The organism is Paralcaligenes ureilyticus, from assembly GCF_004346225.1.
Classification (GTDB): Bacteria; Pseudomonadota; Gammaproteobacteria; order Burkholderiales; family Burkholderiaceae_B; genus Paralcaligenes; species Paralcaligenes ureilyticus.
The window spans coordinates 96,554-108,745 of sequence record NZ_SMAJ01000008.1 but is presented as its reverse complement, the minus strand read 5'-3'; the positions used below and the strand labels follow the sequence as shown (position 1 = coordinate 108,745).

Annotated in this window: 15 protein-coding genes; 6 read left to right on the top strand and 9 right to left on the bottom strand. The window is 56.3% G+C overall.

All coding sequences use genetic code 11. The features are described 5' to 3' along the window. The first annotated feature begins 27 nt into the window (after positions 1-27). A complete protein-coding gene (locus EDC26_RS12190) occupies positions 28-726 on the top strand; it encodes a GntR family transcriptional regulator (RefSeq protein ID WP_132582942.1) in 699 nt (232 codons plus the stop codon). On the opposite strand, the gene EDC26_RS12185 is transcribed toward EDC26_RS12190, so the two are convergent. Next, on the bottom strand, positions 707-988 hold the full coding sequence (locus EDC26_RS12185; protein ID WP_132582940.1) for a peptidylprolyl isomerase: 282 nt from the start codon (positions 986-988) through the stop codon (positions 707-709). The genes EDC26_RS12190 and EDC26_RS12185 overlap by 20 nt on opposite strands. A gap of 200 nt (positions 989-1,188) precedes the next feature. Here EDC26_RS12185 and EDC26_RS12180 point away from each other — a divergent pair, with 200 nt between their 5' ends. Next, positions 1,189-2,169 carry a lysozyme inhibitor LprI family protein gene (locus tag EDC26_RS12180; protein ID WP_132582938.1) on the top strand — a complete coding sequence of 327 codons (981 nt, stop codon included), beginning with the start codon at positions 1,189-1,191 and terminating at the stop codon, positions 2,167-2,169. Positions 2,170-2,202: 33 nt separating this feature from the next. On the opposite strand, the gene EDC26_RS12175 is transcribed toward EDC26_RS12180, so the two are convergent. Continuing rightward, on the bottom strand, positions 2,203-2,553 hold the full coding sequence (locus tag EDC26_RS12175) for an ArsR/SmtB family transcription factor (protein ID WP_132582936.1): 351 nt from the start codon (positions 2,551-2,553) through the stop codon (positions 2,203-2,205). Beyond that, positions 2,537-2,998 (bottom strand): SRPBCC family protein, encoded by a 462-nt coding sequence (locus EDC26_RS12170; protein ID WP_132582934.1) that lies wholly within the window; start codon positions 2,996-2,998, stop codon positions 2,537-2,539. The genes EDC26_RS12175 and EDC26_RS12170 overlap by 17 nt, the downstream gene beginning before the upstream one ends. Positions 2,999-3,186: 188 nt before the next feature. Here EDC26_RS12170 and EDC26_RS12165 point away from each other — a divergent pair, with 188 nt between their 5' ends. After that, positions 3,187-4,029: a metallophosphoesterase gene (locus tag EDC26_RS12165; RefSeq protein WP_132582932.1), complete on the top strand. Its 843-nt coding sequence runs from the start codon at positions 3,187-3,189 to the stop codon at positions 4,027-4,029. Here EDC26_RS12165 and EDC26_RS12160 read toward each other — a convergent pair. Together EDC26_RS12160 and EDC26_RS12155 are read right to left on the bottom strand one after the other, a co-directional pair. Continuing rightward, the gene (locus EDC26_RS12160; protein ID WP_207915118.1) at positions 4,024-4,206 is read right to left on the bottom strand and encodes a hypothetical protein; all 183 of its coding nucleotides are present in this window, start codon (positions 4,204-4,206) and stop codon (positions 4,024-4,026) included. The two genes, EDC26_RS12165 and EDC26_RS12160, sit on opposite strands and share 6 nt — an antisense overlap. A gap of 32 nt (positions 4,207-4,238) precedes the next feature. Next, positions 4,239-5,159 (bottom strand): LysR family transcriptional regulator, encoded by a 921-nt coding sequence (locus EDC26_RS12155; protein ID WP_132582930.1) that lies wholly within the window; start codon positions 5,157-5,159, stop codon positions 4,239-4,241. Between the two features lie 161 nt (positions 5,160-5,320). On the opposite strand from EDC26_RS12155, the gene EDC26_RS12150 reads away from it, so the two are divergent. From EDC26_RS12150 to gph, 3 genes are all read left to right on the top strand, one after another. Next, positions 5,321-5,923 carry an NADPH-dependent F420 reductase gene (locus EDC26_RS12150; RefSeq protein ID WP_132582928.1) on the top strand — a complete coding sequence of 201 codons (603 nt, stop codon included), beginning with the start codon at positions 5,321-5,323 and terminating at the stop codon, positions 5,921-5,923. A gap of 245 nt (positions 5,924-6,168) precedes the next feature. Next, entirely contained in the window at positions 6,169-6,963 is a 795-nt protein-coding gene (locus tag EDC26_RS12140) for an SDR family NAD(P)-dependent oxidoreductase (protein ID WP_132582926.1), read from the top strand. A gap of 205 nt (positions 6,964-7,168) precedes the next feature. After that, positions 7,169-7,894, top strand: coding sequence for a phosphoglycolate phosphatase (gene gph, locus EDC26_RS12135; RefSeq protein ID WP_132582924.1), 726 nt, complete (start codon positions 7,169-7,171; stop codon positions 7,892-7,894). Between the two features lie 322 nt (positions 7,895-8,216). Here the strand turns inward: gph and EDC26_RS12130 are convergent, their stop codons facing one another. From EDC26_RS12130 to EDC26_RS12110, 4 genes are all read right to left on the bottom strand, one after another. Further along, positions 8,217-8,723, bottom strand: a complete 507-nt coding sequence (locus tag EDC26_RS12130; RefSeq protein WP_132582922.1) for a hypothetical protein — start codon at positions 8,721-8,723, stop codon at positions 8,217-8,219. 102 nt (positions 8,724-8,825) lie between these two features. Further along, entirely contained in the window at positions 8,826-9,491 is a 666-nt protein-coding gene (locus EDC26_RS12125; protein WP_132582920.1) for a hypothetical protein, read from the bottom strand. A gap of 369 nt (positions 9,492-9,860) precedes the next feature. Then, a complete protein-coding gene (locus tag EDC26_RS12120; protein WP_165931021.1) occupies positions 9,861-10,799 on the bottom strand; it encodes a trypsin-like peptidase domain-containing protein in 939 nt (312 codons plus the stop codon). A 534-nt stretch (positions 10,800-11,333) separates the two neighbouring features. Continuing rightward, positions 11,334-12,191 carry a PhzF family phenazine biosynthesis protein gene (locus tag EDC26_RS12110; RefSeq protein ID WP_132582916.1) on the bottom strand — a complete coding sequence of 286 codons (858 nt, stop codon included), beginning with the start codon at positions 12,189-12,191 and terminating at the stop codon, positions 11,334-11,336. Between the last annotated feature and the right edge of the window lies 1 nt (position 12,192).

The following is a 12,192-nucleotide window of genomic DNA, read 5'->3' as shown; positions in this document are numbered from 1 at the left end:
AGTAACCCTATCAAAAAGGAAGCAACCATGGCCGAGACATTTGAGCGGGAAAACCGGATTCGACTGGTGCACGAAGTGGCCGAGGTTCTACGGAACCGGATCTATTCCAGACGCTACCTGCCCGGCGATCCGTTGCGTCAGGAGCAAATTGCCGCCGACCTCAAAATCAGCCGCACGCCCCTGCGAGAGGCGCTGCGCCTGCTGGAACGCGAAGGCCTGGTGAGCACTAAAAAAGGCAATGGCGCCACCGTTGTCGACATCGACTTCCAGCAGCTCATGGACGCCTACACCATGCGCGAATTCATCGATGGCATGGCGGCCAGCGAAGCCTCGCAACGGGCCGACCCGGCTGCGGGCGCCCGGTTGCTCGAAATCATCGAACGTCAGAAGCGCTCACTGGACCCGTGGATGCCTGACGACTACACCAGGACCAATGTCGAGTTTCATGCGGCGATTATTGCGGTCGCCAATAACGCATTTCTGTCCAGGCAACTGCCAATAGTCCATATGACATCGCAGGTTTTCACTCCGCGCATGCTGATGGACCGCAGCCGCGCTGTCAGCGCCATTGCGGAGCACATTGAAATAGCCAAAGTGATCGCGCGGGGAGATCGCGCGGGCGCTGAGACAATAGCCAGACAACACATCCGAAATACGATCCAGCGGCTGCAAACAGGCGCGCCGGCCGCCGATAAGACGACCGGAATCAGTCCTGACGGCTCGTAACTTCAAGCAGGTGATAGCCGAACTGGGTCTTCACAGGGCCTTGCACGACGTTGATGGGCGCGCTGAACACGACAGCGTCGAATTCCTTGACCATTTGACCGGGGCCGAACGAACCCAGGTTGCCGCCGTCGCGGCTGGACGGGCAGCTGGAATTGTCTTTCGCAACTTGCGCGAAATCAGCGCCGCCTTCAATGGCGGTTTTGAGTTCGTTGCACTTCGCTTCGGTGGAAACCAGGATATGACGAGCAGTGGCTTGGGCCATGGGTATTACTCCTTCGTAGCGGCAGCCCTTGTGGCCGCCAAACCGTTTAAAGTCCAAAAGAATACCTCAAACGAGGATTTTCCGTGTTTCCAGACATTCCAGGCTGAGCACCGGAAAACGTAACGACTTTTTACCGGCTCATCGGCAATCGGCATACACTTTCATCTCCCCCCGAACACACCAATGCGAACAATCACTTCATGGCCCATAAATACGGTTTGCTGACCATCAGCATATTGTTCGTATGCCTAGTGCCGTCCATCGCGCCAGCCGCCAGTTTTGACTGCGGCAAGGCCAGGACCCCATTCGAGAAAACGGTTTGCGCGGACCCGAAACTATCCGCCCAGGACATGGCGATGGCGCAGCGCTACAACACGGCTCTGCCGCTACTTTCCGCCCCAGGCCAGGCGATTCTGCGCACAGGCCAGAAGCAATGGCTCAAAACGGTGCAAGTCCTATGTCTTGATAACAAGAGGAAAGAAGGTTCCACAGCCTGTCTGCAACGACAGTACGCAGATCGGCTTAGCGATCTGCGCAGCGCGGCCGTATCGATGGGCCCCTTCGTGTTCAGCCGCGACGACCATTACGCATCAATGGGGAAACAAGCGCTTACCGGAATACCTTTGGAACAGCATACGGGCCTGCCAAGAATCGATCATCCGCTTTCTCCTCTGGCAGAACAATGGAATGCGGCGATGGTGCAATGGGCAGCGGACGCGAGAACGAGCTGGTGCTTCGGAGATGCAGAGACGTCCGCCGAACAGTTTGTCAATTTCACGGTCGAATCGGCGACATCCGATTTCATCAACGTCAAAATGCGGCACTATGAGCAATGCGGCGGCGGAGCAGGTTCCGAAGACACGCACAACCTCTCCTATTGGCTGAAGCCAGGCCTGCCTCGCCTTAAGGCGGCGGACCTGTTCAAGCCGGATAGCGGCTGGGAGGCCTTTCTGAGCAAACGCGCCACGCAGGCCCTGGGCACCGACGACGCCATCGTTTTTAACGACGGTATCAACAAGGGCATAAGTGACCCGGCAGCATGGTCGTTCACCAAACCGGGGCTTCTTATTTCGTTCAATCCCGGCGAGGCGGGAGCCATGGCCTCGGGCATCCTGGAAGTCACCCTATCCTGGAGCGATTTGCATCCCTTTCTTTCACCCAACGCGCCGATACCGCGTTGACGGGCTGAAACAGCACCGGCATCAAGCCGCCCATCAACGTTCCACGACCGACTTCAACTTTGCAAGCGCGCAATCCCATTGTCGCGCAATGACGTCCAGAGAACGCCGCGCTTCTTCCAATTGCGCAGGTTCGAACTCCCAAAGGCGTTCGCGCCCGAGTTTGACATCGCGGACCAGCCCTGTGTGCGCAAGCACTTGCAGGTGTTTCGTAACCGCCTGGCGAGTGATAGCCGTACCGGCGGTGAGCTGCGCAATGGACATCGCCCCTTTGGAGCACAGAACGGCAATGAGATACAGGCGCGTCTCGTCGCCCAGTGCCGCAAAAATCGGGGCGGAGCCCCGCAACGACGTGCGTCGGGAAGCCGGATTAGCGCGTGGCGACATACTTCTGGATGTTCGTCATCTGTTCGTCCCACCCTCCGCTATTCATGCGAAACGCCTCCGGGCGACGTGCGAGCGGGATATTGTCGAAGCCCGATTCGACAAGACGCAGCAAGGTACCCTCGCCCGCGTCCTCCAGTTCGAACACCACAAGCGTGGTGGGCTCTTCGGTATAGTCGACCGCCGGGTCTACCGCATAGGGATGCCAGCGAAAGGACAGCAGCCGCTCGGGCTCGACTCGCTCGACCAGCACGTCCCACATAACATGTTCATATCCCGGATAGGTGATGTGCCCTCGCGCACGCTGGCCCGCCACAAAACGCTGCCCCTTGAGCGCCACCCCGAACCAGTCGCCGAATGCCTCGGCATCGGAAAGCGCCTGCCAGACCCGCGAGCGAGTGGCCTTGAGCAGAATCTCTCTTTCAATACGATCTGTTGATGCGTTCATATGTGCAACCTCCTGGATGCAGGATAAAACGAACGAATCATAAATGCAACTATTTAGTTGCGTGATAAGCGGATAATTATCTTGTAAAAGTACCGTTTTCACACTTGTAGCCGATGTTTCCGCCCGGCCAACTGGCCCCCCAAAAACCGGCCAGCCTGTCTATACTGAACTGAAGCGGAGGAACGATTATGGCGACTTTTCACCGACGGCTCCCCGTCAATCAGGCGGGACGTGATTTTATTGTCGGCGACCTGCACGGCTGCCTGGATCTGTTGCAGGCGGAATTAACCCGCATCGGGTTCAATGCGGCCCGGGACCGGCTGTTTTCAGTCGGGGACCTGGCCGATCGGGGTCCCGACTCCATGGGATGCCTGCGTCTTTTACGCGAGTCATGGTTTTACGCCGTGCGCGGCAACCACGAAGACATGCTGCTTGATTACCACCATCAAGCCATGATGCCGCATTCATCCAGTAACGCAGCGTCAATGTTCTTTCGCAACGGCGGCGGTTGGGTCCGTGAATTGAACGACCAGGCCGAAGCGGAATTGGCGCAAGACCTGCTGCCCCGTGTCGCCGCCCTTCCCTATGTCATGACTGTCGGCGAGGGAGAGAGTCAATTTCATGTGGCGCATGCGGAGCTCATGACCGGAAGTGTCGAGGAGGAAAGCTCCTGGTCCACGCTGGCCGGTTTGCCTGTGGATCAGACACCCAAGCAGGTCTTGACCGATGAACGGCTGACCGACGAGATCTTATCAGGGATGATCGAGCCCCTCACGTGGGGCCGCCGGCTGGTGGGCAAGGTGAATATGAAGCAGTCTACAGAAATCGACACGCCTGCCGGAAAGGTGCTCGTGAGCCAGCAACCCATGCATCCCGGGTTGTCCTTGACCTATGTGGGGCATACGCCGATCAAGCACATGGTATTGCACGACTCGCATCTGTTTATCGACCGTGGGGCTTATACGAGGGAGCCTAATACATGTTTGTTGGTACTTGATCATAAAGATGTTCGCACGTGGTTGGCGTTATGAATTGCGCAACGGGGTTTCGGCGCTCGCCATTTGATCGAGGTTACGGATCAGTCGTGTAAGCAGGTCAACGAGTTGTACCGCTTCCGCATGCGTGAATCCAATCATTGCCTCGCGATTTCCTTGGAACAAGGTCATGATGGCCCCGGGCATGCGTTCCTGCACGGCCTTCGTAAGCACGATGCGACTGCTCCGGGCGGCAGGCCATCTACCTACGGCACCTGAACGACATCGTCTTGCTCCCACAAGGTCTTCAGATGGTCAACGAACCATTTGCCTGCGGGTCCAGGCGGTTGCGAAGGCTGGTGAAATGCGGACATCGTCAGCATGAAACCTGTGCGCGGCATTTCATCCACATCTAGAACGACCAACGTGCCTGCAGCGATGTCTTTCGCAACCATGTGCAAGGGCATCCCTCCCCACCCCACGCAGTCTTTGAGAAACGCATATTTGGTTGACAAATCCGCCAGACGCCAAGTCGACGGCGATGCGACGCCGAAGTCCCGGCCGACCGTGAGGTCGGACCTGTCGGTGAGCACAAGTTGTACATGTTTCGCCAACTCACGCCGTGGTATCCGATGGCTAAAGTTCGCGAGTGGATGACATGCTGAAGCGACCGCGACCAAGGGCAATTCGCCCAGTCGCTCACTCACCAATGACGGAAATGTCTGGGGCAACGGAGTCAGTATGCCCAGGCTGCATCGGCCGTCCAGAACGGGCAGATAGGCAGCGCCCAAGCCCTCCACGAAGAGGCGCAGCGGCGTCAACGGAAACTGGCGCGCGAACGCTTTCGCAACGGCGCTGACAACGGTGGCCGGAAAGAACACATCGACTACCACGGAAAGTTCAGCCTCTACGCCTGAATTCATGAGCTTGGCACGAGCCTTCAGCGTATCGACCCCTGACACGATGTTTCGAGCGTCTGCGAGCAACAGCACGCCCTCCGGCGTGAGCTTGGGGAACCGACCCGAGCGGTCAAACAGCTTGACCCCGATTTGGTCTTCCAGACCCCCGACCCAGCCGCTCACTGCCGATTGAACGCGGTTGAGCTTTCGAGCTGCGGCCGAGAAGCTGCCCTCATCCACGGCGGCGATGAAGGTTCTAAGTTGGTCCAAAGAGACGCCATCAAGCATTCACGTGTCCTTCCATCTCAAAAATAGATGGATTCCATCTAAATATACTCTCTTTTCAAAATACATATTGACCGCCATCATTCGAACAGTGCGGGGCAATCTGAAGTGAACGAATCCACGATGGTCCCGAAATTCACAAACGTTCATTCAAGGAATTCAACATGACTTACTCCATCATCGGAACCGGCAACATCGGTAAAGCCCTAGCCCGGCAATTCGCTCGTAGCGGCACCGCCATCGGCGTCGCCAATACGCGCGGACCAGAATCCATCGCATCGATGGCGCAGGAATACGGCAACAAAGTGGTTCCGCTGACGCTTCAGGAAGCACTCAAGGCCGACGTGATCATCCTGGCGGTTCCATTCTGGGCGCACCGCGACGTTGCCAAGGCCGCCCCAACTTGGCAGGGCAAGGTCGTCATCGACGCCACCAATGCCTACGGCGTGCCGCTGTCCGACCTCGACAATCTGCCTTCCTCAGCGATTGTGGCGAAAGCACTGCCTGGCGCGCACCTCGTGAAGGCATTCAACCATCTGCCCGCGGGGGTGCTCGCACAGGATCCTGCCACCGCCGGAGGCCGTCGAGTGATCTTTCTATCGAGCGACGACGAAGGCGCGACCGCGACGGTCGCCGCCCTGGTCGAGAAACTCGGCTACGCGCCGGTCAGTCTCGGCAAGATCGCGCAAGGCGGTCAGCTCGTGCAGGCCCGGGACAAGAGCTGGGCGCCGCTAATTTTTCAAGACCTATTCAAGAAAGAGAAGTGAGCGATGGGCCACGACAGTCGACGGCGACGAGACCGGTTCGAGCGCCTACCACGGCTGGGTCATCACTCCTACTGACGAAGGTTGTCACGTGCTGACGGAGGAGACGCAACAGGGTCCCTGGTTCCTCGACGTGCTCGGACACAAGCATCCCGGTGGACTTTACCGCTATCACCAGGACTGGGTCGAACGTCTTGCCCGCGCAGCGGATGGATCACTTAACTCACACACTATTGGAGAAAAACAGCATGAAAATCGAACTTAAAGGCCGCAAGGCCATCGTTACCGGATCGACGGCAGGCATTGGCCGCGCGATCGCCGAGGGCCTTGCACGCGCGGGCGCATCGGTCGTCATCAACGGGCGCGGAGAACAGCGGGTCGCAGCAGCGCTGCAAGAGCTGCGTGCGCTGTTGCCCGAGGCGGACCTTACGGGCGTGGCCGCCGACCTCTCAACGGCTGAGGGATCAGCAGCCCTCGTGGCTCAGGTGAAGGATGCCGACATTCTCGTCAACAACCTCGGTACGGCCCACCTCAATGGCTTCTTCGAACAGAAGGACAGCGAGTGGCTTGACCTGTTCCAGCTCAATGTCATGAGCGGCGTGCGCGCCGCACGGCACTATGTACCTGGCATGGTGAGGCGCGGTTGGGGACGCGTCGTGTTTATCAGCAGCGAGTCTGGGGTAGCGATTCCCAAGGAAATGATCGACTACGGCATGACAAAGACCGCACAGCTCGCCGTATCGAGGGGGCTTGCAGAGCTGGTCGGTGGGACTGGCGTCACCGTCAATGCGGTTTTGCCCGGGCCGACCCGATCCGAGATCCTGGGTAACTGGATGAAGGCAACCGCTGAGGAACAGGGCATCACGCAGCAGGACGCGGAGCAAAACTTCCTTAAGACGATGCGCCCGACGACGCTGATCAACCGGTTCACGACGACCGAGGAAGTCGCAAACATGGTGATTTACGTCTGCTCGGAGCAGGCTTCCGGTACGAGCGGCGCCGCACTGCGCGTCGACGGCGGCGTCATTCGCTCGATCCCCTGAGCTTCGCGATCTGCGCACTGACGGAACGGCCAGCCGGCAGTCCCCAACAACCAAGGAAAAAAAGTATGTTTGAAGCAATCAAATGGCCAGCAGATATGGTGCCCACGCGCTTCGATATTCAGGATCATCGTTAAGCATCGCGAACGCTAAGCCATGGCGTATATAATTTGGCTGAATTCTTTGGCCCAAAGAGGAGCCCCGCACTGTGACCAACCTCATCGCCCTTAACGGGGCGACTATCGCCTTCGACCTCGATGGAACCCTGGTCGAATCGGCCCCCGACCTGATCGGAGCCGTGAACGCAATCCTGATCACAGAAGGCTTCAAACCTCTGGCCTACGACGAGGGTCGACCCTTCATCAGTCGTGGAGCCCGATGGCTGCTGCAGTGGGGCCTTGAGATCGCTGGAGAGCAAGACCCAGCCGCACGCACCGCTGCCCTTTTCGGTCGTTTCATTAATTACTATAGCGACCATATCGCCGATGAAAGCCTGCCGTTTCCGGGTGTGATCGACGCTCTGAAAGTCCTAAAGGCGGCAGGCGCTAAGCTGGTAGTCTGCACCAATAAGCCCACCGATCTATCACGTAGCTTATTGACCAAGCTAGACATGGCGGGACTGTTCGAGGGTGTGGTGGGCATTGACTCCGTCACAGCGGCCAAGCCCAGCGCGGCTCACCTGATCGAAGCCGTGGAAGCTGTGGGCGGCGATCTGGCTCGCACTATCATGGTTGGCGATGCTGGCACCGACGCCGGAGCCGCGAGAGCTGCCGGGACGCCGTTGATACTGGTTGACTTCGGCTACACCGAAATCCCGGCTGTCGAACTTGCGCCGGATATCCTGCTGCATCACTTCGATGACTTGGTGGGCGCCTGCGCCGCCCTGCTCAATGGGCCGCGTTCTGTTAATCCGCTCTATGAAACTACGACCTAGCACAGCGGTGATGTGACCGAGGAACGAGACCCCCATGCCCACTATGGGCCGATTGAAGCGTATCACCAGTGTCTCAAATCGACCGAGGCTGCCTGAAAACTCAAATTTCGTGAAAACACGTGGGTAGGGAGGCCCTTCCCAAGGCGAAAATAATTGAATAGCGATCGATCCGAAAGGTCGATTTTCCAGACCCTCAGATTTTTAACGTTTTCACACAGCCTCGACCCAAAGTAGAAGTAGCCAGTTTTGGAAAGCGGGCCGTCAGAAATGCAGAAGTGAGCGGCCTGTACAGCTTTTCGCGCAGGCCCACTCGACTGAGAGGTTATGCATCGGCGATTAACCCCTCGCGCATTGCCTTGGTGAGGCTCCGTAGCTCGGTAATTAACGACTCGTAGGCAGCCCTAGCGGGCTCTTTGAATGCGGCGGTGGAATCGGGAGATTGAATGAGTGTGACCGTTTGACCGTTTAGATCAAGCTGGCGCGGCGATGCCTTAGCGTGAAGCTGAGACCAGTCTTCCAACAGGCAAGCAACCTTCAGGTATCGGTCTGTAATTTCTTGCGGAGCCAGCAAATGAATCTTTGCGTTTGTTTGGCTGAACTCGCGCGCCAACGTGAACTGTTCCCTATGTTGCACCTGGCGAATGGCTTGCTCGAACAAGACGAAGGTGTTTTCGTACAGCCCTTTGATCTCGTCTCGGCGCTCCTTCTCCAGAGAAACCTTTCGGGCACGATCATCGCTGGAATTCTTTAGCCTCCATGCGATAAATGCTGACACGACCGCGAAGATTCCGGCAATTATGGCAGCGACAACAGCAACGTAGTCCTTCATTAGGCTTTCGATGCATTACGTTTAAGGTATCCGGCCGCCGGAGCCCGAAGAGCGGAGGGAACCGGCAAATGCAGCTTGCGGGCGTACCGCTTGAGTGACGGGTTAGGGCACATTTCGGTTCTTATGAATCTCACCAATGATTGGTGCGCGAAACGCCAGCGATTCCTTCTTAAGTAGTCTCTCGTATGGTTCGCGTTCCAACTCGGCTGTAAGCGTGCTGCACAGCTGATCGAATTCCGAGATGACCCACGAGCGCGACTTCTGGATTAACAATTTGAGGTTGCTGTAATTTTCTTGCGCTAGAGTTCCCGCTATTGCAGCGAAGCAGACGATCTTCTCTATCTTGTAGCTCTTCGTCTCGCTATTCAGGATTGCGCCGGGGAGGCTCTGAGCATATGAGTTCTCGTCATGAACGAAATGCTTGTTTCTAAGGTGCTTAAAATACTTAAAGGCTATTGAGGCCTCGGGCCGTTCTCCCTTCAGTATCTTGGCTGATGAGAGCTGGAAACGCGCGCCTGAGTCACCGAAGCACTTCATGAAATGCACGATAGCGGATCGCCAGAGTGCCTCTCGAATGACGTATGGCCCTTCAGGTGAGAGGTTTATGGCATCTAGGCAACCATCGGCAAACTCTAGGTCATCCTTATGGAGGGCTAGATCAGCCAAGCGTTTAGAGCGCGGGCCTTCAATAGCAATTACCTTCACTGCGTCAGGAAATCCCTCAATGTGAAGGCCCGATTCCCGTTGCGATATCTCGAAATGCTCCATTGCTCCCTACTGTTATTAAACGGACCCGCTGATTCCATATACGAATTGATATTGATGCGCCCATTATGCAGTCGGAATCACCCGCCGGACAAGGAAAGGACCTCGGCTAGGTCCGTATAACAACTCCAACAGTACGGACGCCAGGATTCCGGCTGGAATGCCCGCTATCGAGATAAATCCTCAATGGCTGGTTATGGCCGACTCTTGACTATCAATGATCGACCGTACCCGATCAAAAACAAACGGCATTCCCTCAGAGCCAAGTAGTTCGTTTCGATTAAAGACGAGCATCGTGGAACTAAAGCCGCGGGCAGGCTTAGTATTAAGGCCCTCGCTATAGTGCATGATGCCATCCCATAAATTCACGAATTATTGGGCCGATTTCTCCGATTCCATCATAGACCTAGTGGTAGAAAAATGAACGTTCATCGAAGGACGTTCTCTTCTGGCGAGACACTTCGTCGCATACCAGAGCCACAGCAAGACTGATCGCACGAGTCTATCTGCATCCAGCATTGGAGGGTCAAATGAAACCTTCTGCATGATGGCCAGCTCGAGAATGGAGCGTTGCGTCCTCGCTGAGTCCTTAATGCCAAAGGATTGCGCCCGCGCCTGAAGACGAAGTACCCCCAGTATCGGAACGTGGAAAGCAATATCATTACCCCCGAAGCTAGTGCAATGGGCTGCGCTGATACGACCGCGCACGTCGAACAATGGTCCTCCGCTGTTTCCTCCGTATATCGGGACATCCGTCTGGATACACGGGAACGGCAGCATGACACGATCTCTCATTTGTTCGAAGATCATCGAAACGTGACCAAAACTCAGTCGAACTGCGAATTTTACTGAAGCTGGTCTGGGCAAGAAATCTCCCGATATATCGCCATTGAACTTATAGATGGTATGGCCTGGCAACTTTTCATTTTCGAAAATCTGATCATCTGCCAACACTGCAAAGCTGAACACTGGGTCGCCAATGCTCAATTCATCAAGTGACATTGCTATTGGCATTGTTGGTCGATCAGCACGTGGTGGAGTCGTCACCGTCTCACTCAATGCCAAGTCAAACCGAGGATGTTTATCCGATTTCTTGAAAGAGCGGACAACGAGACTCCCATCGGGAAACGTTTGAATGGCGAATATCGGGCCGCGATCCACGCCATCTTCGCCGATATTTTCCTGAATGACATGCCACGCAGTCACCAAGTGGCCCACGTCGGTGACCCAGAACCCCGTCCCTATTAAATGCGCCTCATTGGTACCCGCATCGATCCGAAATACAGGAGCAATTCCCGTGAGAAGATCCAAGTCCTTGCGCGTTCCCGGATATGGCCTGAAGAGCATCGCATCATTCCTATTAACACTGTTCGCATTGAGAATACAGCGACTTCCGCTAGCCGGTGACCGCCTTTGGCCGAGAGCTGCGGTTACAAGCAACACTCTAACGCATCTAACAGCACATGCCATGATCAGTGTCAGCAGCAATCGAATTTGACCCACTAATTGCCGGCGACATCAGGACTTGATTGGCCTATCCAGCACGTGGATTGCTATCGATCCTTACCCTTATCCCCGCCAGGCTTCCCCAGCAGGATAAAGTGCTCAATCAGCCGGATCACCAAGGTTGAAATAATCGTCTTGGTAAGTTTTGCCATCGGACGCAGTTGTTGAATTTTTTGCAACTACTGAGCCCCGCCCCAGCTCTCCTCCCTCAACACATTACGGATATGACATGAGATTACTCATTCTGACTTCCACAAATTCCCGAAGATGAGCCTTCCTATCCGGCATCAGCACAAGATCGCATTCAACTGTAGCGCATCTTGCATCCATAAGCTTCACTTAACAGTCGACGGCACCGCTAACCCAACACCCCTTGCTCGCATCGCCCGGGGCTTGAAACTGCACGAAAATCTCCGACGCCCGCCCCATCGCAACGCCTTGCCTGATCTTCACCACATCGTTTGACAACGTGACGAGACCATAACGCAACGCTCCGTAGAGAAGGGCCGCGGCAGCGATGCCGGTTGCCGCATCCTCCGGATAGCCCGATGAGCGTGGGAACTGCCGTGCCTGGAACGCATTTTTTTCAGTGCTCCCCGCGGCGAATGGGTAGAGCCCGGTCGAGCCAAGTGCGTCACAGACAGCTTTTATCTGAGACAGTTTGGGTGTTAGCTTATTAAGACGCTCGACTGACCGAAGCGGAATCAGCGTTTTTGTCCGGCTGGTCGTTGCATTGACTATCCCGACGGGCATCAACTCGTCGGCACTCAAGCCAAGCGTCTCGAGTATCTGGTCAATCACACCGCCATGCGCGATCGGGACGACACGGCCGGCCGGCTGGCTAATCCGAATCAACCCGGTCTTGGCCTGAAACTCGCCAATGACTACGCCGCTTAACGTCTCGACCTTGGCAAAGTCGGTGCGCCACCGCCCTGCCCGCCTCAGAAGCCACAGCGCACCCAACGTGGCGTGCCCACACATTTCCATCTCGTGGTTCGGTACGAAAAACCGGAAGCGAAAATCCGTGCCCGGAGTGGACGGGTGGACGACAAACCCGCTTTCGTGGCCATAGTCGGCGGCAATGCCTTGCATTTCAAGAAGCGAAAGGCCGTCGGCCTCCAGGACGATAGCAGCGGGGTTACCCCCAAGCTCGTCCGCAGGAAACACGCGAATATAGTCGATCTTGGGATCAGTCATT